The organism is Dialister sp., assembly GCF_036343215.1.
Lineage (GTDB): Bacteria > Bacillota > Negativicutes > Veillonellales > Dialisteraceae > Dialister.
The window spans coordinates 1-20,709 of sequence record NZ_JAZASU010000024.1; the positions used below are offsets into that span (position 1 = coordinate 1).

Below are 20,709 nucleotides of genomic sequence, written 5' to 3' on the forward strand. Positions count from 1 at the left end.
AGGATACACCCGTACCCATGCCGAACACGGTAGTTAAGCTCACAAACGCCGAAAGTACTTGGCTGGAAGCGGCCCGGGAGGATAGGAAGCTGCTGATTAGAAAAGAACCGATTGTGCGAACAATCGGTTCTTTTCTTTTGGCTCATTTCCGATGAGTCAGTGACTCTTCAGATAGAGTCACATACGGTATTCGTGAGTTAGCCTCACCACGGCGAGCCCCGGTATAGTCCATTTCGAGATTTCGTGGTTCGTGATTCGTGGTTCGTGAAGGTGTCGGCGCTGATGCGCCGACGATTTTTTTATGGGGAATTTGCACAGGCGAGGGTGAAAAGCACTTTGGCGTGCAGAATAAGTAGTTACTTTGGATTCATGAACATACGGTATTCGGGAGTCAGCCTCACCACGGCACGACCCGATATAGTCCATTTCGAAATTTCGGGGCGCGGGGTGCGGGGTTCGGGGAGGTGTTGGCGCTGATGCGCCGAAGAATTTTTTTATGGGGAATTTGCGCAGACGGGATTGAAATACTCATTTTGTTCAGGTGGTTTCATTGTCGAAACTGACGGATGGAAATCGCGGCAGAAACTTACATGTCGATAAGGATACAAATGGTTCCATGCGTCCCTCCCGCGTCCGGGAGGGTGCCCAAAGGGCAGGAGGGGCGTACGATGGTCAGCAACGAAAGTGACTGGAAATTTTTCATGCGTAACGTAATGATTTTTACATTTCAGGCAGTTACTGTGGACTGAGTCACATACGGTATTCGTGAGTTAGCAAACCTCGGCACGCACGGGTATAGTCTATCTCGAGATTTCGTGGTTCGTGAAGGTGTCGGCGCTCTCCGCCGACGAATTTTTATGGGGACTGTGCACAGGCGGGATTGAAATACTCATTTTGCTCAGGTGGTTTCATTGTCGAAACTGACGGATGGAAATCGCGGCAGAAACTTACATGTTTCAAAAGGAATCTGAATTGGCCATATGAGGCAGGTCATGATATACTTTTTCTATCTGAAAGGAGGTGAAAGCATGGAAATTACATGGACCTGCGGGGAGGCCGATGAGGGGCGGCCAGTGAAAGATATTGCGAGAAAGAGACTTCATCTGTCCGGGGCTCTCTGGAAGCGGATCAAGTGGAATGGAATTTTTTCCCTGAACGGAGTGGCGCTGCACAATGCAAAGACTCCGGTGAAAACGGGCGATGTGCTGCGCTTTGTGTGGAGCGAGGAGTCTGACATCATTCCGTCCGATATTCCTCTGGATATTTTGTATGAGGATAAGGATCTTCTCATCGTGAACAAGGGCCCGGGGATGATCATTCATCCCACGTCGAAAGAAGCCCATGATACTCTGGTGAATGCAGTGGCAGGCTATTTCAGGAAGAAAAATGAAGAGTCCGGTATTCATCCTGTTTATAGGCTGGACAGGAATACCACGGGTCTTGTAGTAGTGGCGAAGTCTGCCAAAGGACAGTATGAACTGTCAAAGTCCCACGATGTGCTCTATCGCGAGTATCTGGCTCTTGTTTCAGGAAATATGGAAGGTGAGGGGACCATCGAAGCTCCCATCGGGCGTAAACCGGGTTCCATCGTGGAATGGATGGTGCGGGAAGATGGCAAATGGGCAGCCACGGAGTATAAAGTGCTCGCGTCTTCCGAAAAGGTAAGTCTTTTGAGACTTCATCTCCTTTCGGGAAGGACCCACCAGATTCGGGTCCACTGCACGCATCTCGGTCATCCCCTTCTGGGAGACACCCTGTATGGGGGCCCCCTGGATCTCATGGACCGTCAGGGACTCCATGCTTTCACTGTCGCTTTTAACCATCCCGAGACAGGAGAAAAATTATATTTCAAGGCCCCTGTTCCGGAGGATATGAAACATATTATTTCCACCATCTGGCCGGATTTTGATTTTACAAAGGAGGGACTCTTATGATTTTGGGAAATCAAATTCCTTATCTTTCTTTTACTATATATAAGGATTTGCCTGTAAAAGCTGTCGTATCTACCCGGAAGGGCGGCACGAGTCCTGCTCCTTATGATTCCATGAATATGGGCCTCCATACGGGGGATTCTCCGGAAAATGTGCTGGAAAACCGGCGCCGTTTCTTTGAGGAACTGGGAATTCCGGCAGGAAATCTCATCAACTGCCGTCAGGTCCATGGGACCCATATCGAAATCGTGACGAAGAAGGATTGCGGACGGGGTGCCCTGTCTCTGGAAAGTTCCATTCCCGGAACCGACGGGCTCATTACGGAGGAACCGGATGTCCCGCTGACCCTGAATTACGCGGACTGCACGCCTCTTTTTTTCTATGACCCTCTAAGGAAGGTGATCGGCCTTTCCCATGGCGGCTGGCGGGGGACCGCAGGAAATATCGTGGGAAAGACAGTCAATTTGATGGTGGAAAAATTCGGCTGCCATTCAAAGGATATCCTGGGAGCCATCGGTCCGGCCATCGGTTTTGAAAATTTTGAGGTGGGAGAAGAAGTGGTGGAAGCCATGCGGTCTCTTTTCACGCCTTCTGAATTTAAAAATCTCTATAAAACGAAGCCCAATGGGAAATACCTCTTTGCCCTGGCAGAAGCGAACCATGTGCTGATGAAAAAAGCAGGCCTTTCTGAAAATCACATCGAGGACTGTCATCTCTGCACCTGGGACAGGACGGACCTTTTCTATTCCTATCGTAAAGATCATGGAGACACAGGCCGCCATATGGCGGTGCTGATGATGGAATCATGAAAATCGCCATTGTCACCGGCGCATCCTCAGGCCTGGGCCGGGAATTCGTGAAAGAACTGGCAGCAGGGAAGAAATTTGAGGAAATATGGGTCATCGCCCGCCGCAGGGAAGAAATGCTCTCCCTGGGCCAAAGAGGAATCTGTCTCCGTGTGCTGCCTCTGGACCTTACGGAAGAGGAAAGTTTTACGGAAATATCCGGACTTCTTGAAAGAGAAAAACCGGAAGTGGGGCTCCTTATCAATAATGCAGGCTTCGGTCATGTCATTTCTTTTGCAGAAGAACGGGCAGAAGAAATCCTTTCCATGATGCGTCTGAACAATGAAGCGCCTTTGAAACTCATCAAGCTCTGCCTGCCTCATATGAAAAGAGGAAGTGCCATCATCAATGTGTGCTCTGTGGCCGGTTTCCTGCCTCTTCCAAAGCTGGCTGTATACAGCGCCTCGAAAAGTTTCCTCCTGCGATTCTCGAGGGCCCTCGCCAGAGAGCTCAAACCCGGAGGTATTACAGTGACTGCTCTCTGTCCCTACTGGATTACAGATACCGGATTTATTTCAAAGGCCGAAGGACCGAAGAACCCCTTTGGCGCTCTCAAAGCAAAAGACGTGGCCAAATCCGCTCTGTCTGCTGCGCGCAAAGGAGACGCTCTCTGTATTCCGGGATTTATGGGAAAGCTGACCTATCTGGGCGGAAGGTTCCTGCCGCTGTCGATTCTCCTTTCCTTTCAGAAAGTATTCAGGGCATAACAAAAACGACGAAAGCACAAGCACTTTCGTCGTTTTATTGTTTTAAGTAAAAAGTTCTGCCAATCTAACCACTAAGGGCTGACAACTTTCATAATGTTCTATTTCCAAATACCGGATGCGGTACCATGCGGAGGCTTCTCTTTTCAATCACCGAAAGGGCCTCTTCCATGGAAAGGTCAGACTGGCCCTCTTTCGTTTCATAGACGAGGACGGGATTTTCCGCGCCCAGTTCGCTCCCCGGAAGGTAGACGTATTCATGATTCCTGTTGTCTCCGTAAATATAGCCGGCAAGGAGCCTGCTTTCTGCCAGTCTATGCATGAGGCGCCTCCAGATCACAGATATAGTAAGGCTTGAAATCAAGGTAGTCCGCACTGGTGAGGTGAAGTTTTATGCCTTCCAGCTCATCCGGAAGATTCACGAAATTGGGTGCCCCGTGGATATGGCCGTAGATGCAGTCTGTCACATGATGTTTCTTCATGATTTCCAGCATGGACGAAGGATTTCTGTTTTCATCAAAAGGCGGGTAATGAAGCACTGCCATGATGCGGGGCGCATTCATTTTTTCTGCCAGCTCCAGGGACCTTTCCAGTCTGCCTTCTTCCCGGAGGATGATGGATTTGTCCGTTTTTTCCACATATTTTTTTGAAGTTTCAGAAATCCATCCGCGGGTGCCAGCCAGAGCCACTCCTCCCGCATCGATAGCGGAATTGTGGATAAATTCAAAAGCCCCCTCCGTGAAGCGGGTCATTTTCGTCACCGTATCCCACCAGTAATCATGATTGCCGCGGACGATGATTTTCCGCCCCGGAAGAGTGCCCAGCATTTTCAGGTCTGCCAGGGCATCTTCCATACGCATGGCCCAGGAAAGGTCACCGGCCATAATGACCGTATCTTCCGGAGTAATCGTATCCAGCCAGGCTTTTACGATTTTTTCCCGGTGGTTGTGCCAGTGGGCTCCGAATATATCCATAGGCTTCGTCGGCGGGTCTCCGGACAGGTGGAAATCGCTGAAAGCGTATAATTTCATTATTTCGCTCCAAAATATTTCTCTGACGTCAGGATATCCATGGTCTTTTTCTTGCTTCTCCTGTCCATGACGTGGGTGATGCGATAGCCCATGTAAAGCGGGGATGCGTTGTATCGGGGGAATATCTTGGCGCAGATGTTATGTTTCGTATGGTAAAAGAAAATATTGTAGCTCGTGCAGCGGAGGGGGAAATCATGCAGCACGAACTGCGCCAGGGTCTGGATGGTGTCTGCAAACTGATCAGGCGCCCCGTCTTTCTTGAGGAGCACATTGAGCTCCCCCATGCCCGAGAGGGGATAGTCCGAAATGGTGGCATAGCAGTCCTCATCCTCGTGGACCACAGGGCCCATGAAGTTTTCGGGGGAAATATTTTCCATATAATCGTAATCTTCCAGTCCGATGATCTGGGAATGGGGATGGCGCTGGGAACCGCCCGATTCAGGACCGAAATTCCGGAAATAAAGGACCGACTGGAACCGTTTGTCCTTCTCCAGCTCCAGCCACTGGGAAAGGCCGAATGAAATCACCTGGTGCAGCTTTTCTTTATTATAGGTGGTAAGCTCCCCATTGTGATCGGCTGTTTCCACAATGACCGTGGGCCAGGTATTTTCAAAGACCGGGAATTTATTCATGAGCCAGATGAGGTCTCCCTCCTGCTCGATGACATTGGTTAATTTCTCCGGATGACAGAAAGGGCAGACCTTCTGCACTCCCGAATGGGGCTTCCGGCTGCCGATGGACAAGTTGAATATGATCGGTGTATTCATAGCATTTTACCTTCTCTTTCTATATTTTATTATAGCACGATAAATGGGTAAAAAGGGGGTAAAACTATTGTCTCCTCTGTGCTCTTTCGTGCTGCTGCAGGATGTAAAAGGCGGGACGGAACCGTTATATTCCCGTATAAAAATTGAAATGAAAATTATTCTCCCATCATCAGGATTCTTCGCTCCTCTACTTGACAAAAGCAGGGAAAGGGGCTACTATATTGACATAGCAATTCTTTACTTGAATAAAGAAATAAAGAAACGATTCCATATTTCATCATTTTTAAAGGAGAGGGACAATATGAAACTGAAAAAAATGGTCATGGCAGGAGTTCTGGCGCTGGGTTGTGCAGGAATGCTGGCAGGCTGCGGCGGCGGAGACAAAAAGCCGGCTGCATCTTCTGCTCCGGCCAAATCGGCAGCTGCTGCGAAACCGGCAAAAATCGTAGCCGGCATGGATGATACCTTTGCACCCATGGGCTTCCGTGATGATTCCGGAAAAATCGTAGGCTTCGATATCGATATGGCCAATGCGATTTCCAAAGAAATCGGTGTGCCCATTGAATTCAAACCGATTGACTGGGCTTCCAAGGAAACGGAACTGAATTCCGGCCGTATCGACTGCATCTGGAATGGTTTCACCATGACTCCGGAACGTCAGAAGAAACTGGCATTTACCAAACCGTACATGGATAACCTGCAGGAATTCGTAGTCCTGAAGGATACTCCTTATCAGAAAATGGAAGATTTGAAAGGCAAAAAGATTACCATTCAGGAAGCTTCCACCGCTGAAACCGCGCTCAACCGCGATCCCCAGCTGAAAGCTGCTTTTGCAGAAGTGAAATCTTATCCGGATCTTACTGCCTGCTTCATGGATCTGGAATCCGGCCGCTGTGATGCCGTCCTGGCTGATACGGTGCTGAATGAATACTACATGACCAAGAAACCGGATAAATTCAGAGAACTGCCGGATGTCGTATCCAAGGATACTTTCTCCATCGGTATCAAGAAAGACAACCAGGCACTGGTGGATCTCCTGAATGACGGTATTGCAAAAGTCATTGCCAATGGCGAAGCAGCCAAGATTTCCAACAAGTGGTTCGGCAAAGATGTACTGCTGAAATAATTTCCATAGGAAACAGGTAAAACCGGGACAACCAAACTGTCCCGGTTTTCTATTGCTCTTCTATATTTCTGTCATAAAATCTGTTTCTCTATCTTGTTAAAAGAATAAAGAAAGAGTATTATAAACTTAAATAAGCAGTTTTTCGTTTCGGGAAAGGACGGGAAGGCTGTCAAAAGAGGATTTCCAATTTATATAAGGAGCTGTCGAATGGATTATATTTTAAAGATTCTACCCAATATGTTCGTTGGCCTTGGCGTATCGGCAAAGATTTTCCTGATCACCATCGTCCTGGCATTGCCTGTGGGCGTTTTGCTGGCACTGGTCCGTATTTCCAAAGTGACCGTACTTCGGAAACTGGCAGAGACCTATATCTATGTCATGAGAGGTACGCCGCTCATGCTGCAGATTATGTTCATTTACTATGGCCTGCCGCTGATGCTTCATGTGCAGATTAATGATTTCCCGGCGGCCATCATTGCTTTCGTGGCCAATTACTGCGCATATTTTGCAGAAATTTTCAGAGGCGGTATCCAGTCCATTCCGAAAGGCCAGTATGAAGGAGCCAAGGTACTGGGGTTTGGTTACCGGCAGACTATGTGGCACATTATTCTGCCCCAGGTGGTGAAGCGGGTCATTCCGCCCCTTGGCAATGAAACCATTACTCTTCTGAAAGATACTTCCCTGGTCTATATCCTTGCCATGAACGATCTCATGCGTGTCACCCGCGCCTTTGTACAGCGCGATTTCGATACGACCCCATTCCTGGTGGCTGCGGTTTTCTACCTGGTCTGCACCGCAGTACTGACAAAAATTCTGGCCTATGTGGAAGCTCGCTATGCGGTTTACGAGGAATGAGGTGGAACTATGAGTTTTATTGAAATGAGAAATATCCGCAAGGATTTCGGAAAGCTCACCATCCTCCATGGCGTGGACCTGACTCTGGAAAAAGGACAGGTGATTTCCATCATCGGACCTTCCGGCGCAGGGAAAAGTACGCTTCTCCGCTGTCTCATTCATCTGGAATCCATTCAGGGTGGGTCCATTAAAGTAGACGGAGAATACCTGGCAGAAGAAAAGAATGGCCAGGTGGTGTACGCACCGGAAAATAAATCAAAAGAAATCCTTGCCAAGATGGGCATGGTTTTCCAGTCCTTCAATCTTTTCCCTCATATGACGGTCCTTGATAATGTCATGGTGGCTCCGATTTATGTCAAAGGGATGAAGAAGGAGGAAATCCTTCCTGTCGCTGAAGACCTTTTGAATAAGGTCGGCCTTCTGAATAAAAAAGATGTATACCCCGGAAGCCTTTCCGGCGGCCAGAAACAGCGTGTGGCGATCGCCAGAGCGCTGGCTATGAATCCGGCCATTATGCTTTTCGATGAACCCACTTCGGCACTGGATCCGGAACTGACAGGAGAAGTTTTAAAAACCATCCAGCAGCTGGCTGATGAAAATATGACCATGGCCATCGTCACCCACGAAATGGCCTTTGCAAAATCAGTTTCCGACAAAATCCTCTTCATGGTAGACGGCAGGGTGGAAGAAGAAGGAACCTCCGAAGAGGTCTTCGATCACCCGAAGAGTGAAAGAACGAAAGCATTCCTGAAATCCATTCTGAGGGCATAACCATGGTTGTCAGCAGTTAGTTTTTAGCCGTTAGTAAATAAGAGCCGACTATCCAGACGGCCGACTCTTTTCATTGGGGGGATATACAAAAAAGTCCGCTTCCGGATTTCGGGGCGGACTTTTTATCTAACTGTTTTCACGGCATACTTATAGTTTAAAACAATAACTAATGGCTAAGAACTAACGGCTAATGGATAATCGCTAAACTCTCACATCCCGAACACAATCCCGGCCACGGCAGATATGGCTATATACGCTACAGGATGCCAGCGGAATTTTTTGAGGCCTATATAGATGAGGACGGCCAGAATGATGGGCTGAATCCGGAAAAGGTCGGTCATGATGCCTGTATTTTCATAAAGTGGGAAATTCAGAAGGGCCACTTTGGCAACTCCCAGACCGGCTGCGGTAATCAGGGCCGTGGAAGCAGGACGGAGACCGTAGAAAATTTTCTTCACCACTTCCGATTCCCTGAATTTCGTAAGAACCGCGTAAACAATAGTAATAACGATAAGGGCCGGAGCGGTGAGGGATAAAGTGGTGAAAACGCCGCCGGGAATTCCAAGGGCCTGGAAGCCGGCATAAGTAGCCATATTGACGCCCAGAGGTCCCGGGGTGGATTCGGAAATGGCAATCATATTGGCGATATCTTCCGAAGTGAACCAGCCGGTGCGCCGGGAAATATCATAGAGGAAGGGAAGGGTGGCAAGGCCGCCTCCGACGGCAAAGAGGCCTGCTTTGAAAAATTCCCAGAACATGAGGAGCCAGATCATTTGTGAACACTCACTTTCTCAATTTTTTTGTCCGCCGGTTTCAGGAAGAAACCAATGACAGCAGCTGCAATGACGGAAATTACCGGAGAAACCGGAGCAAAAAGGGCGATGGCCAGGATGAGGAGATAAATGAAAAGCGTCCGTTTGTCATGGACCGATTTCTTTCCCAGCTTCACTACCGCATCAAGAATAAGGATGCATACGCAGGCGCGGATTCCGGCGAAGGCATGGATGACATAGGGATTTTCCTCAAATTCTGTCAGGAACATGGCAATCACAGTAATAATAATCATGGAAGGAGTAATGACTCCGAGGGTGGCAAAAAGTCCGCCCGGGAAACCTTTCAGCTTGAGACCTATGAAAGTCGCCACATTGACGGCAATCATTCCCGGTGTTACCTGGCCTAAAGCATAATAATCCATGAGTTCTTCCTCTTTTGCCCAGTGACGATTGTCCACCAATTCCCGATGCAGGATGGGCAGCATGGCATAACCGCCCCCGAAAGTGACGGCCCCCATTTTGGCAAAAATCAGGAATAATTGAATGAGAAGCTTCATACACCCTCCATAATGGTATACTATTTCGTCCTATAAGTGACGATTTAAAGAAATAGAAATATAAGTATTGCACCTTTTTAGGAATACATGTATCATAACAGGTAATAAGTCATATGAAAAATATTTATTTCTTATAATACCATATGGAGGACATATGGATTTAAGACAGCTTACTTATTTCAAAGCCATTGTAGAAGAAGGAACCATCAGCAGTGCGGCAAGAAAGCTGCATGTTTCTCAGCCACCCCTGTCTTCCCAGATGCACCAGCTGGAGGAGGAACTGGGCGTTTCCCTTTTCCGCAGGGGGGCCAGACAGATCACGCCCACTGAGGCGGGAAGCCGGCTTTATCGGTATGCCTGCGAAATGCTGGATCTGGAAGAAGCGGCAAGAGAGGAAATTTCCACCCTTCAGTCCGGCCATGAAGGGATTCTCCGGCTGGGCCTCGTTTCCTCCGGCGGCCATGAAAAACTCTATGAAAGGCTTCGGCTTTTTCAGAAGAAATATCCCCATATTCAAATCAAGGTCTACGAAGGAAACAGTTATGAACTGCTGGAAAAACTCAGAAAGGGGAAAATCGATATTTCCCTCCTCCGGTCTCCTTTCTCGTCCTACGGACTCGACCTCCTTCCCCTGGACCATACCCGCATGGGAGTGGGCGGGAAAGAGGACTATTTCCCGGAAATCAAAGAAACCTACGTCCTTCCCGATTTGAAAGAAGCGCCGCTCATCCTCTACCGGCGGTGGGAGAAAATCATCCTGGCAGAATGCGAAAAAGAAAATTTCACACCCAATGTCTATTGTGTGGCTGATGATGCAAGGACCTGCCGCCAGTGGGCCGAAGAAGGCCTGGGTTTGGCTGTAGTTCCGGAATCCGTACTTCGTGAAAGCAGCCGTCTCACTGTGGGCATTATGGAAGAAGAAGCCCTCACAAGCCAGCTCGTTCTGGCCATCCGAAAAGGGGAAGGCGAAGGGCCGGCGAAAATGTTCTTTGAATTGCAAAATTTGAGTTATAAAAATTAATGGACATCATAAGCAAATGCAGTAGTAAAAGTTATTAGTTATCAGTTCGCAGTTATCAGTGGCCTGACTTCAGAACGGATCACCGGGCATGCAGTTGATTTTTAATACTGCTAATAGACAATGGCTGATGACTATAAGTATAGTATATAGAAATAAAGTACCCTGGATGGTGCTTATGGAGGAAAAAGTCCCATTGCCCGCCTGTGTACAATGCAACTATTAACTGATAACTGATAACTTCTTAGAATAACGGTCTGTAAAAAAACATGCAATTTCATATCACAAGAAATTTGTTTTTTTATTTCCACTGTGATAAAATATAACTTGCGATTTATCGTAATTTGTAAAACACAAAAAAGGTTCATTATTGTCGGTCTGCCGACTTAAGGAGGAATATTTTTTATGAACGTAAAAGTAGAGGCACTGGATCAGCACAAGGTTTCCGTAGCAATTGAACTGCCGGCTGAAATTGTACAGAAAGGTTTCAAGAGAGCTGTAGCCCGCATTGCCAACCAGGTGAGAATCCCCGGTTTCCGTAAAGGCAAAGCAAGCCGCAAAATCCTTGAAATGCATTTCGGCAAAGCTGCTGTAGAAGCAGAAGCTAAAGATATCGTTATCAACGAAGCCCTGAATGAAGCCCTCTCCCAGGAAAAACTGATTCCGGTCACCACTCCGGAAGTCAAGGAAGAATCCTTCTCCGAAGCTGACGGCGCTAAATTCACCGCCTCTTTCGTTAAACGTCCGGAAGTGGAACTGGGCGAATACAAAGGTCTTTCCGCTGAAAGAAAGAACCCGGAAATTTCCGATGATGATGTTCTCGCACAGCTGAAAGGCGCAGCAGAACAGAATGCAAGACTGGAAAAAGCTGAAGATGGTGCAATCCTCGCCAAAGGCGATTTCGCAGTCATCGACTTCAAAGGGACCGTAGACGGCCAGCCTTTCGAAGGCGGAGAAGGCAAATCCTATCCGCTGGAAATCGGTTCCCAGAGCTTTATCCCGGGCTTTGAAGAACAGCTCGAAGGCCATAAAGCAGGCGACGATGTGACCGTCAAGGTTACTTTCCCGGCAGATTACTTCGTAGACCTTCTCAAAGGCAAAGAAGCAGAATTCTCCGTACATATCAATGATGTAAAACGCAAACAGCTCCCGGCACTGGACGATGATTTTGCAAAATCCATTTCCCAGTACGACAAGATGGACGACCTGAAAGCAGCTATTAAACAGCAGATGCAGCTCCAGGCAATCCAGGCAGCGGAAGAAGAATACCATGAAGCTCTGGTTAACCAGGCAGTAGCCAATTCCAAAGTGGATATCCCCCACGAAATGGTAGAACAGCGCATTGATGAAATCGTCAATGAAATCAAACTGAATGTGGAAGCCCAGAACTCCACCCTTGAAAAATACCTGCAGCGTCTCGGCCAGACCGAAGAAGAACTCCGCAAGAACTATGAAAAGACCGCTGAAGAACAGGTTCGCCAGGGCCTCGTTCTCGAAACCATCGCTGACAAAGAACAGCTCGAAGTAAACAACCAGGACCTCTCCATGGAAGTTTACAGCATGGCTCACCAGTTCAATGCCGATCCGAAAGACGTTATGAAGATCATTAAAGACGAAGACCGCGTAGGTATGCTCGTCAACTCCGTACTCCGCAAAAAGGCAGCTGCTTTCATTTACGGCTCCGCAAAGAAAGCAGAAGCTGACAAAGAAGAAGCAGAAGCTCCGAAAGCTGAAGAAGCTCCGAAAGCAGAAGCTGGCACTGACGCCCAGTAAGACTTCTCTGTCCGGCAGGATTCCATTTACAGGTCATATCCCGCAAGTGGCAGGCACCAGAGGGTGCCTATGAATTCAATCAGGTAACTCATGATGGTAAAAAGAGACGCGGGGGAAACCTGCGTCTCTTTCGACCATATAAAAACCCCTGTATTTTCCTGTCGTCCGCCCTGCGGAAGGCAAATTCCAAAAAGAAAGGGTGCTTTACTATGGCATATGTACCGATTGTTGTTGAACAGACAGCTCAGGGAGAAAGATCCTACGATATTTACTCCCGCCTTCTGAAAGACAGAATTATTTTCCTGGACGGCCAGATTGAAGACCATATGGCCAATGTCATCATTGCCCAGCTTCTTTTCCTGGAAGCAGAAGATCCGTCCAAAGACATTCACCTCTATATCAACAGCCCCGGCGGCGTAGTCACCGCAGGACTGGCTATTTATGACACCATGCAGTATATTCGTCCCGATGTTTCCACCATCTGTATCGGATCCTGCGCAAGTATGGCAGCCGTACTCCTGACAGCCGGCGCACCGGGCAAACGATATGCCCTGCCTCATTCCAATATCATGATCCATCAGCCTCTTGGCGGGGTACAGGGTCAGGCAACGGAAATTGAAATCCATGCCCGTGAAATCCTCCGCCTCCGGGAAGAACTGAACGGCATCCTTTCCCAGCATAGCGGGCAGCCCCTGGAAACCATCCGCCGCGACACGGAAAGAGATAATTTCATGACTGCGGAAATGGCGAAGAATTACGGCCTCATCGACAAGATTCTTACCCGTAATGAACTTGTCAAAGCAAAATAAGGAGGCATCCATTGAGAAATAAAAACGAACCAACCCCGGTCTGCAGCTTCTGCGGCCGTTCCGGCGATGAAGTGGAAAAACTCATTGCCGGCCCGGGCGTCTATATCTGCAATGAATGCATCGAAGTATGTTCCAACATCCTCAAAGAGGAACTGAAAGCGGACAAGAAAAAGTCCCTCCCGAAGATCAAGCTGCCCACACCGGTAGAAATCAAAGAATACATGGACCAGTATGTCATCGAGCAGGATGATGCCAAAATGGCATTGGCCGTAGCCGTTTACAATCACTATAAACGGATTGCCCATGAAGACGATGATGATGGAGTGGAACTGCAGAAATCGAATATCATCATGCTGGGACCCACCGGTTCCGGAAAGACCCTTCTGGCCCAGACCCTGGCCCGTTTCCTGAACGTGCCTTTTGCCATTTCTGATGCCACCACTCTGACCGAAGCCGGTTATGTAGGGGAAGATGTGGAAAATATCCTTCTCCGGCTGATTCAGGCTGCCGATTATGATATCGACAAGGCGCAGCGGGGCATCGTCTATATCGATGAAATCGATAAGATTGCCAGAAAGTCGGAAAACCCCTCTATCACGAGAGATGTTTCCGGTGAAGGCGTACAGCAGGCCCTGCTGAAAATCCTGGAAGGGACAGTGGCCAGCGTCCCTCCCCAGGGCGGCAGGAAACATCCGAATCAGGAAATGATCCAGATCGATACCACCAATATCCTCTTTATCTGCGGCGGTGCTTTTGCAGGCATCGACAAAGTCATTGACCGCCGGCTCACCAAGAGTGTCATGGGCTTTGGCGCGGATATCGAGAAAAAAGACCAGAAAGATATGGCTGAACTCCTTCAGCAGGTACAGCCGGAAGACCTTCTGAAATTCGGCCTTATTCCCGAATTCATCGGCCGTCTCCCTGTCATCGTTCCCCTCCATCCGCTGAATGAAGAAGCCCTGGTCAGGATTCTGACGGATCCGAAAAATGCCCTGGTGAAACAGTACCAGAAACTGCTCGCCATGGACCATGTGGACCTGGAATTTGATGAAAAAGCCATCCATGCCATCGCAAAGCAGGCCATCGAAAGAAACACGGGCGCCCGCGGCCTCCGTGCCATCATTGAAAAAATCATGCAGAAAGTGATGTATGAAATCCCGAGCATGAAAGACGTGTTGAAATGTACAGTCACCGAAGATGTGGTGCTGAATCATTCCGACCCGCTGCTCACCAGAAAAGGTGAAGCCTCCGAATAAAGGATTTCTGAAAAGCCGGAGCCGGCTATACCGGTCCCGGCTTTTTGGGACCAAAAGACAGATTCTGTCTTTGAATCCGATTTGCGTTGCCATTCATTTTCGTCTTTCATAAAGACTGAAATGAATTTTCTATGGAAAATCATTTCATGATTAAAACGACTTTGCCTCTTTTTCCGGTGAAAGTGGACCAGACCGTCATTTGTCCCCCCTGCCGGAGAACGAATCACGAAGAACGACTCATATAAAAGTTGAATACAGCCGGTTTTTGCGAATTCTTATTTCCCTTTAATCAATGAATATCCTCCCCGACTGTGTTAAAATGAATAGTATGGAGGAAATATATATGGCAGAAAACGAAATTGTAACTGAAAATAAAACAGCGCTGAACCTTCCTCTGGTTGCGCTGAAAGATATCGTCATTTTTCCGCGGATGACCGTGAACCTGGATATCGGCCGGAAAGAATCGACCAATGCTGTTCGCAAGGCAGGCCGGGGCGACCGTTACCTGGTGACCGTGATGCAGAAAGATGCATCTCAAGAAGTGCCGGGGCCGGAAGACCTTTACGAAGTGGGGACCGTGGTCAAAATCAACCAGATGCTCCAGCTTCCCGGTGGTCTCATCCGCATCCTGGCCCAGGGCGTATCCCGGGTCCGCGTATTGAAAGCGGCGCAGGAAGAAGGCATGCTTTCCGCGGATGTGGATGACCTGTCAGAAATCAAACCGGAGGATGACCTGAAAGCAGAAGCCTACAGAAGGACCATTCTGAAAGCTTTCTTTGAATGGCTTCACAATACGAAACAGGGCCTTCCCGATGACCAGATGGAACAGCTGAAGCAGATCACCGATCCCGGGGAAACGGCAGATTTTATTGCCTCCCAGCTCATCATGACTCCAAAGCGGCGGCAGGCCATTCTTGAAGAAACGGATATCCTGACCCGTCTCCAGATGGTCAGAAAACTGCTGGATGAGGAAATACAGATTGGCAAACTGGAAGCGGAAATCAACAGCGATGTCCGCACCAGAATGGATAAAGAACAGCAGGATTATTTCCTCCGCCAGAAAATCAAATCCATCCATGACCGCCTGGGGGATACGGTGAGCCAGGAACAGGAAGCCGATGAGTACAGAAAGAAACTGAAGGAATCCGGCATCCCTGAAGAATACAGGGAAAAACTGGCCAAGGAAATCGACCATCTGGCTGCCATGCCGCCCATGATGGCAGAAACCGCCGTAGCCAGAAATTATCTGGACTGGGTATTCGGCCTGCCCTGGACGAAGGAAAGCGAAGACAAGCTGGATCTCAAACGGGCAAAGACCATTCTGGACCATGACCATTACGGTCTGGAAAAGGTGAAGGAACGGATTCTGGAATACCTGGCAGTCCGCGTTCTCGCTCCCCGGGCCAAAGCGCCGATCATCTGCTTCGTGGGACCTCCTGGTGTGGGCAAGACATCGCTGGCCCAGTCCATCGCCAATTCCATGGGTAAGAAATTCGTGCGTATTTCTCTGGGCGGTATTCATGACGAAGCGGAAATCCGTGGCCACCGCCGTACCTATATCGGTGCCATGCCGGGCCGTTTCATTGAAGCCATCAATCAGGCAAAGACGAAGAATCCGCTTCTCCTGCTCGATGAAATCGATAAAGTAGGGGCAGATTACAAAGGGGATCCCGCTTCCGCTCTTCTGGAAGCTCTCGATCCGGAACAGAATAAAGCATTCCACGATAACTATATCGATATTCCTTTTGATTTCTCCAGGGTATTCTTCCTGGCTACAGCCAATACCCTTTACACCATTCCCCGGGCTCTCCTGGACCGCATGGAAGTAATCGAACTCTCCGGGTATACGGAAGACGAAAAGGTGAAAATTGCAAAGCAGTACCTGATCCCGCGCCAGCTGGAAAGAAACGGCTTGAAAGAAAAGGATATCAGCTTCACGGATCTTCTGATCCGCCGCATCATCCGCGGTTATACGAGAGAGGCCGGCGTCCGCGAACTGGAAAGAACCATCGGCTCCCTCTGCCGCAAAGTGGGCAAAAAAATCGTTATGAATGATGATAAACTGCCTCTGCTCAATGCAAAGACCCTGGAAAAATACCTGGGCCCCGTCAAATTCATGGCCGCCACCGAAAGTCATCCTGATGCCGTAGGCAGGGTGAATGGTCTTGCCTGGACTGCAGTGGGAGGAGAAGTGCTGGATACCGAAGCTGTCATCATCAAAGGGAAAGGACATCTGATCCTGACCGGTCAGCTGGGCGATGTGATGAAGGAATCGGCAGAAACGGCCTATACCTGCATCAGAAGCCGGGCGAGAGAACTGGGCCTTCCTGATGATTTCTATGAAAAAGTGGATACCCATATCCATTTCCCCGAAGGGGCAGTGCCGAAGGACGGTCCTTCGGCAGGAGTTACCATGGCTACGGCCATGGCATCTGCCTACACAGGGAAAAAAGTACGTGGTGATACGGCTATGACCGGGGAAATCACCCTCACCGGTGAAGTTCTTCCGATTGGCGGGGTGAAGGAAAAAGTCCTGGCTGCCAGCCAGCTCGGGATCACCCAGATTCTCCTTCCGGAAAAGAACAAACGAGACCTGGATGAAATCCCTGCTTCCGTGCGGGACAAGCTTCATTTCGTCTACGTAAAAAATGTGAGCGATGTACTGGCCCATGCGCTGGTGAAGTGAATGATGAAATAGTGGTCAGTGGTTAGTTTCCGGTGCCCGGTTTACGGTAATTGCTGAAAACTCTTCCTGATTTACCTGCTGACAGCTTTATGCAGTCATATCCCCCAAGGAGGCGCATCTTGGCTGAAATCAAGACTTTGAATGAATTCCATATTTTTTCCTCTTCCTATGTGCGGGCGGCGGTCAATCCTTCCCAGTATGTGAAGGATGAAAAGAAGGAAATTGCTTTCATCGGCCGGTCCAACGTGGGAAAATCTTCCCTCATCAATTCTCTCTGCGGACAGCGCAAGCTTGCCTATGTGTCAAGGGAACCCGGGAAAACGAGGACCATCAATTACTATGCCATCCAGTCCAGAAGGACTGTGGATGAAGAAGAACAGCGCCAGGACTGGTACCTGGTGGACCTTCCGGGGTATGGGTTTGCAAAGACCACCCAGCAGAATCGCGACAGCTGGTCTGATTTCATCGCCGAATACCTGGAAAAGTCGAAGAATCTGGTCATGGTGGGACTTCTGGTTGATCTCCGCCATCCGGGCCTTCCCATCGATATGAAGGCCTATGAATGGCTCCGCTCCATTGCACCCAATCTGCAGATTATCGGCACGAAAGGGGATAAGCTGAAGCGGAATGAACTGGTGAAGAACAAACGGCTGCTGGATAAATATTTTCCCGCTGCGGCGCCGGCCATTGCCTACTCCTCCCTCACCGGAGAAGGCAAAGACGAACTCATGGCGCGGATTGAAGAAAAGATCTGTGAATGATATGAAGAAGAAATTATTCCTGACCCTGCTTTTCGCGGCAGCCTCTTTTACCGCTTTTGCCTATAATCCCTATGCGCCGAACTCCTTTGACTCGGTGAATCCGAAATCCTGGGACTACCAGACTGCCCTTTCCCTCTGCAGGGAAGGAAAAGCGCCGGATTATGATGAAAGATTTTTCAACCGCGGAGAAATTACCCGCTATGAACTGGCGGGCGTCGTCAAGAACCTTCTGGAAAATAACAGCCAGAAAGGGGACGACGGGCAGAAACTTGCAAAACTGAAAAAAGAATATGCCCGGGAACTGGAATCCCTGGGTTATCATGAAGAAAAGAAAAAGCCCGGAGGCACGCCGATTTTTGAAATAGGGGGCGACGGACGGATCCGCTATAACAATGACGGAAAAGCGGACGCAAGAGTGCGGATTGAAACCAGAGCCAATATCGGATAAAGAAAAAGTTCAATAAAAAAGAGCCATGAAAATGCATGCATTTTCATGGCTCTTTTTATGGAAAAAGTTAATAGTTCATAGGTATCAGTTAATGGCTGCATTGCACACAGGGGGACGAAACCATTTTCCCATAAAGTCCATCCGCGGAACTTTATTTCTCAATACTGTAAAACCGGCCCCTGATATATGACCGGTCATTCCTCATCGGCAATTCTTCATTGGGGGTATCCCGGATAGACTGCATGAAAGCCATACACTCTATAGTGAGGATGCCTGTGCCTTTTCCCCTCTTTGTGCCGGATGATTAAAAAGGCATGAAAAGCGGCCATATTTACATCATTTACACTTTCCTTTTTTAATATAATGAAGTATAATAATACCAATCAAATATGAGGCAAGGGAGCCTGCTGCTGATTCTGCTGCGGGCTCTTTCTGTTTATTTCATTTTTGCCGGGCATGGCAGGAATGGGGACGCTTGCCGTTTCCGGGGTCCCGGGGACTACGGATTTGAAAGGAGAGGGTTTTTATGGAAGGTTTATTTGCGGCGCTCAATGCGGTGCTGTCGTTCGTCACGCCGGTTTCGGATTTCTTCTGGGATTTTCCGAAAATGTTCGGCTTCTGGAAGGCCATCCCGGTTCTGGGATCCTTCTCACTGGCCATCATCGTTCTTGTAGGTTCCGGCATTTATTTCACGCTCCGTCTCGGATTCATCCAGGTACGGCTCTTTAAAAGAGGTGTAAAAACACTGTCTCAGAAGAGAAGTACCAATACCGGTATTTCCCCGATGGCAGCTTTCCTGCTTTCGACGGCCATGCGCGTTGGCCCTGGCAATATGATCGGTGTTACAGGGGCAATCGCAGCCGGCGGTCCGGGAGCTCTCTTCTGGATGTGGATTTCCGCTTTCTTTGGAATGGCTACCGCCTTCACCGAAGGCACGCTGGCCCAGATTTTCAAGGAAAAACGAGGCAAAGATTTTGTCGGCGGCCTTCCATTCTATGCAAGAGTCCTCTGCGGAAATAAAATCTGGGTGGGCACGCTCCTCTCCCTGGTCTATATCATTTATGCCCTCATGTGCCTGCCGGCCCAGGGGTTCAACGTAGTCGTTTCTTCCGGGGCTATTGCAGGCACCCTGATTGGAGCCCAGATTCCGGTGCAGTCCACTTTCTTCTATATTGCATCGGTAGTCGTTATTATTCTTATGGTTTATCTGGCTTTTGGCGGCATTCACCGCGTGTCCCACTGGTCTGATATCCTGGTACCGGTGATGGCAGTCATTTATGTCCTGACAGCCATTCTTCTCATTATTACCAATGTGGGAAGCGTTCCTTATTTCTTCGGAGCCGTCTTTGCAGGAGCTTTCAAACCGGAAGCGGTATTTGGCGGAGCCGTAGGGGTAGCTCTTCTTCAGGGCGTCAAGAGAGGCCTCATGTCTAATGAAGCCGGTCAGGGCACCATTACCATGGCAGCTGCTTCGGCAGAAGCAAAACATCCCTGCGAACAGGGGATTATTTCCGCTCTCGGTGTATTCCTCGATACCCACGTCATCTGCACCATGACCGGTTTTATCATCGTCATGGCCCACGAATGGGGGGAGAATCCGGAAGCCTGGAAAGCGGCCGGTACTTATGCGAAATTCCTGCTTTCCGTTAACGGACTGACTCCGGGAGCACTCCAGAGCATTATCCAGATCATGGTTTCCGTGTGCTTCTGCCTCTTCGCGTTCACCTGTGTGCTGGGCTTTATTTCCTTCTCGGAAATTTCTGCCAACCGTATCGCTTCTTCCAAAGGATTCATCAATTTCATCCGTATCCTCTGCGTATTCGTGGCAGCCTTCGGTATTGCCTGCAATATTGCCGGCTACGACCTGTCCAACCTCTGGGCTTTCTCGGATCTGGGAAATATCATTATCGTATACTGCAACATTCCCATGCTTTATCTGGGGATCAAATACGTGGTCCGGGCAGCCCGCCAGTATTCTCTTGATGAAGAAGCAAAATTCATCTCCGAAAAAGTTCTCGGTATCAAGACTGCTTACTGGAATGAGGATGATGAAGACTGATTTTTCCTTTCTGCTCTTTCCGGTTTGAAAAAAGGGGCGCCCCGAAGCAGGGGCGCTCTTTTCCTTATCTATACGGGCCGTGATTCTGCCATGATTGCCCGGCAGGAAATAAAAAAACGCCTGCCACGGCAGGTGACAGACGTTTTTAAAATATGAAGTAATCAGGTACAGTCATGCCATCCGGATGGATACAACGGTTTTCCATAGATTTGAAAATTCTGCAATCATTTGTAAATACAGCGGTCTGCAGGATTGGGAATCACTGCGAATGGTGAACTGCCGGCTGACGGCTCATTTACGCTTATTTAGAAATCCGGCTGCCTGCAGGATTGGTCCCGCTGAGAACTGCAAACTGAACACTCAGAACAAAAATAAAAGCCGCCCACCACGAATCGTAGTGAGCGGCTTTTGAGCACGAAAACAAGTCCTCCTGGAAATGAAGGACTGGAGGATAGAGCCGGGTTCCCAGAATTCCGGGACATACTGATCAATCGGCAGCAGAAATCGTAATGGGCGTATGCTTCTCGTGAGACATAGTA

At 48.9% G+C, this 20,709-nt stretch carries 19 protein-coding genes and 1 rRNA gene; 15 read left to right on the top strand and 5 right to left on the bottom strand.

What is annotated here, in order from left to right; genetic code table 11:
• The 4 genes from rrf to VZT47_RS05575 all read left to right on the top strand — a co-directional run.
• Positions 1-98, top strand: a 5S ribosomal RNA gene (gene rrf, locus VZT47_RS05560); the annotation flags it as partial.
• Between the two features lie 930 nt (positions 99-1,028).
• Positions 1,029-1,934 carry an RluA family pseudouridine synthase gene (locus VZT47_RS05565; RefSeq protein WP_330223984.1) on the top strand — a complete coding sequence of 302 codons (906 nt, stop codon included), beginning with the start codon at positions 1,029-1,031 and terminating at the stop codon, positions 1,932-1,934.
• Positions 1,931-2,740: a peptidoglycan editing factor PgeF gene (gene pgeF, locus VZT47_RS05570; protein WP_330223985.1), complete on the top strand. Its 810-nt coding sequence runs from the start codon at positions 1,931-1,933 to the stop codon at positions 2,738-2,740. The genes VZT47_RS05565 and pgeF overlap by 4 nt, the downstream gene beginning before the upstream one ends.
• Positions 2,737-3,483, top strand: a complete 747-nt coding sequence (locus VZT47_RS05575) for an SDR family NAD(P)-dependent oxidoreductase (protein ID WP_330223986.1) — start codon at positions 2,737-2,739, stop codon at positions 3,481-3,483. The genes pgeF and VZT47_RS05575 overlap by 4 nt, the downstream gene beginning before the upstream one ends.
• Positions 3,484-3,571: 88 nt before the next feature.
• On the opposite strand, the gene VZT47_RS05580 is transcribed toward VZT47_RS05575, so the two are convergent.
• The 3 genes from VZT47_RS05580 to VZT47_RS05590 are packed head-to-tail and all read right to left on the bottom strand — an operon-like array spanning position 3,572 to position 5,278.
• The gene (locus VZT47_RS05580; protein WP_330223987.1) at positions 3,572-3,802 is read right to left on the bottom strand and encodes a hypothetical protein; all 231 of its coding nucleotides are present in this window, start codon (positions 3,800-3,802) and stop codon (positions 3,572-3,574) included.
• Positions 3,795-4,511, bottom strand: a complete 717-nt coding sequence (locus VZT47_RS05585) for a metallophosphoesterase (protein WP_330223988.1) — start codon at positions 4,509-4,511, stop codon at positions 3,795-3,797. The genes VZT47_RS05580 and VZT47_RS05585 overlap by 8 nt, the downstream gene beginning before the upstream one ends.
• On the bottom strand, positions 4,511-5,278 hold the full coding sequence (locus VZT47_RS05590) for a DUF4931 domain-containing protein (RefSeq protein ID WP_330223989.1): 768 nt from the start codon (positions 5,276-5,278) through the stop codon (positions 4,511-4,513). The genes VZT47_RS05585 and VZT47_RS05590 overlap by 1 nt, the downstream gene beginning before the upstream one ends.
• Before the next feature lie 301 nt (positions 5,279-5,579).
• On the opposite strand from VZT47_RS05590, the gene VZT47_RS05595 reads away from it, so the two are divergent.
• The 3 genes from VZT47_RS05595 (at position 5,580) to VZT47_RS05605 (ending at position 8,030) form a co-directional block, all read left to right on the top strand.
• Positions 5,580-6,404, top strand: coding sequence for an amino acid ABC transporter substrate-binding protein (locus VZT47_RS05595; RefSeq protein ID WP_330223990.1), 825 nt, complete (start codon positions 5,580-5,582; stop codon positions 6,402-6,404).
• A gap of 207 nt (positions 6,405-6,611) precedes the next feature.
• Positions 6,612-7,259, top strand: a complete 648-nt coding sequence (locus tag VZT47_RS05600) for an amino acid ABC transporter permease (protein WP_330223991.1) — start codon at positions 6,612-6,614, stop codon at positions 7,257-7,259.
• Between the two features lie 9 nt (positions 7,260-7,268).
• The gene (locus tag VZT47_RS05605; protein WP_330223992.1) at positions 7,269-8,030 is read left to right on the top strand and encodes an amino acid ABC transporter ATP-binding protein; all 762 of its coding nucleotides are present in this window, start codon (positions 7,269-7,271) and stop codon (positions 8,028-8,030) included.
• A gap of 209 nt (positions 8,031-8,239) precedes the next feature.
• Here the strand turns inward: VZT47_RS05605 and VZT47_RS05610 are convergent, their stop codons facing one another.
• Both VZT47_RS05610 and VZT47_RS05615 read right to left on the bottom strand, forming a co-directional pair.
• Positions 8,240-8,803 carry a chromate transporter gene (locus tag VZT47_RS05610; RefSeq protein ID WP_330223993.1) on the bottom strand — a complete coding sequence of 188 codons (564 nt, stop codon included), beginning with the start codon at positions 8,801-8,803 and terminating at the stop codon, positions 8,240-8,242.
• On the bottom strand, positions 8,800-9,360 hold the full coding sequence (locus tag VZT47_RS05615; protein WP_330223994.1) for a chromate transporter: 561 nt from the start codon (positions 9,358-9,360) through the stop codon (positions 8,800-8,802). The genes VZT47_RS05610 and VZT47_RS05615 overlap by 4 nt, the downstream gene beginning before the upstream one ends.
• A 154-nt stretch (positions 9,361-9,514) precedes the next feature.
• Here VZT47_RS05615 and VZT47_RS05620 point away from each other — a divergent pair, with 154 nt between their 5' ends.
• The 8 genes from VZT47_RS05620 (at position 9,515) to VZT47_RS05655 (ending at position 20,170) form a co-directional block, all read left to right on the top strand.
• On the top strand, positions 9,515-10,381 hold the full coding sequence (locus VZT47_RS05620; RefSeq protein WP_330223995.1) for a LysR family transcriptional regulator: 867 nt from the start codon (positions 9,515-9,517) through the stop codon (positions 10,379-10,381).
• A gap of 402 nt (positions 10,382-10,783) precedes the next feature.
• Complete coding sequence (gene tig, locus VZT47_RS05625) at positions 10,784-12,151, top strand: trigger factor (protein ID WP_330223996.1); 1,368 nt, start codon at positions 10,784-10,786, stop codon at positions 12,149-12,151.
• A 209-nt stretch (positions 12,152-12,360) separates the two neighbouring features.
• The gene (gene clpP, locus VZT47_RS05630) at positions 12,361-12,960 is read left to right on the top strand and encodes an ATP-dependent Clp endopeptidase proteolytic subunit ClpP (protein WP_330223997.1); all 600 of its coding nucleotides are present in this window, start codon (positions 12,361-12,363) and stop codon (positions 12,958-12,960) included.
• 11 nt (positions 12,961-12,971) lie between these two features.
• Entirely contained in the window at positions 12,972-14,216 is a 1,245-nt protein-coding gene (gene clpX, locus VZT47_RS05635; RefSeq protein ID WP_330223998.1) for an ATP-dependent Clp protease ATP-binding subunit ClpX, read from the top strand.
• Positions 14,217-14,559: 343 nt separating this feature from the next.
• Complete coding sequence (gene lon, locus VZT47_RS05640; RefSeq protein ID WP_330223999.1) at positions 14,560-16,902, top strand: endopeptidase La; 2,343 nt, start codon at positions 14,560-14,562, stop codon at positions 16,900-16,902.
• Between the two features lie 119 nt (positions 16,903-17,021).
• Positions 17,022-17,663, top strand: coding sequence for a ribosome biogenesis GTP-binding protein YihA/YsxC (yihA, locus tag VZT47_RS05645; RefSeq protein WP_330224000.1), 642 nt, complete (start codon positions 17,022-17,024; stop codon positions 17,661-17,663).
• 1 nt (position 17,664) lies between these two features.
• Positions 17,665-18,111 (top strand): hypothetical protein, encoded by a 447-nt coding sequence (locus VZT47_RS05650; protein WP_330224001.1) that lies wholly within the window; start codon positions 17,665-17,667, stop codon positions 18,109-18,111.
• Between the two features lie 526 nt (positions 18,112-18,637).
• The gene (locus tag VZT47_RS05655) at positions 18,638-20,170 is read left to right on the top strand and encodes an alanine/glycine:cation symporter family protein (RefSeq protein WP_330224002.1); all 1,533 of its coding nucleotides are present in this window, start codon (positions 18,638-18,640) and stop codon (positions 20,168-20,170) included.
• Positions 20,171-20,709: the final 539 nt, after the last annotated feature.